We start from the raw sequence: 1,512 nt of genomic DNA, 5'->3' as shown, positions 1-1,512 counted from the left end.
AAGCCAGCATATTCGATCTTTTCGCCACACACGAGATCGGCCACGAGTTGAAGGCGATGTCGCAATGGCTGGATGAGCATTGCGATCTACTTGGTTTGGTGGCCCGCGATCTGGTTCGGGTCTGTGTCAAGGCCACCGGACGGCAAGGCCTGCCCGCCGAAGCGGTGCTGCGCTGTGCGCTGCTGAAGCAATACCGGCAACTGAGCTATCAGGAACTGGCGTTCCATCTCGAGGACTCCGCCTCGTTCCGCGCCTTTGCGCGGCTGCCGTGGTCATGGAGCCCGCAGAAGTCGGTGCTGCAAAAGACGATCAGTGCGATCCGGCCCGAGACCTGGGAGCAGATCAATCGGGCACTGCTGTCGGGCGCTCGGCAGGCGAAGCTCGAAGATGGCGCGGTCGTGCGGCTGGACAGCACCGTGACCTCGGCACTTATGCATGAGCCGAGCGACAGCAGCCTGCTTTGGGATGCCGTGCGCGTCATGGTGCGCCTTCTGAAGCAGGCCGATGTGTTGACCGGTGGTGCCCGCTCACCATGGCATGATCATTGTCGGGCGGCTAAGAGGCGTGCCCGCAAGATCCAGTTCACACGCGGTCGACCAAATCGGTTCCAACTCTACCGGGAACTGATCGCAATCACCCGCGCGACATTGGCATACCTGCAGCAAGCGACCGAGCGGTTGGTCGCGGCGGGCAGTCCGCTCATCGAACTGTGGCAGGCCCAGGTCTGCCACTATCGGCCGCTGATCGAACGCATCATCACACAGAGTGAGCGGCGGGTGTTGGCCGGCGAGTTGGTGCCGGCCAGCGACAAGCTGGTCAGCCTGTTCGAGCCCCATGCCGATATCATCGTCAAGGGCAGCCGCGACACCGAATACGGCCACAAGCTCAACCTGACCACCGGCAGGAGCGGCATGATCCTCGATCTGGTGATCGAGGCGGGCAATCCGCGCGACAGCGATCGATTGCTGCCGATGCTGGAACGCCACATCGGCATCTGGGGTCAAGCGCCGGGGCAGGCGGCGGCCGACGGCGGCTTTGCCAGTCGCGACAATCTGGCTACAGCCTTGACCTTGGGCGTCCGCGACATGGCATTCCACAAGAAAGCCGGCCTCAGGATCGAGGACATGGTCAGAAGCAATTGGGTCTATCGCAAGCTGCGTAACTTCCGTGCCGGCATCGAGGCCGACATCTCATGCCTCAAGCGCGCTTACGGTTTGGCGCGCTGCACCTGGCGCGGCCTTGATCACTTCAAGAGCTACGTCTGGTCCTCGGTCGTGGCTTACAATCTCGTCGTCTTCACGCGCCTCAAGCCGACCTGACGTCGAGCCATTGCGCGGGTCAGCAGCCCGCCGGCAGGCGCCGGCTCCATAGCCATGACTAACTTCCGTTCGGCGAGTTCTTTCTGGCGCGATCCACTGGACTTCGCGTCGGCCGGTACCGCAAACGACGTTTCTTCCTGCGGCAAACCTCTGTAAACGCTCACCAAAATGGGCGTTTGTGGACGGAAACTAG

The 1,512-nt window shown here is 62.2% G+C and carries 2 protein-coding genes; one reads left to right on the top strand and one right to left on the bottom strand.

From position 1 onward, the window contains the following. Positions 1-1,319: ISNCY family transposase (locus NKJ46_RS34570; protein WP_352671811.1), on the top strand; the 1,319-nt coding region annotated here is incomplete at its 5' end. Here NKJ46_RS34570 and NKJ46_RS34565 read toward each other — a convergent pair. Then, the coding region (locus NKJ46_RS34565) for a hypothetical protein (protein ID WP_352671808.1) at positions 1,280-1,512 on the bottom strand (233 nt) is incomplete at its 5' end. The two genes, NKJ46_RS34570 and NKJ46_RS34565, sit on opposite strands and share 40 nt — an antisense overlap.

The sequence above is a fragment of the Mesorhizobium sp. M0166 genome, from assembly GCF_040322255.1.
In the GTDB taxonomy this organism is placed as follows: domain Bacteria; phylum Pseudomonadota; class Alphaproteobacteria; order Rhizobiales; family Rhizobiaceae; genus Mesorhizobium.
The sequence above is the reverse complement of the archived record's forward strand: the minus strand, read 5'-3'. Positions and strand labels throughout refer to the sequence as shown.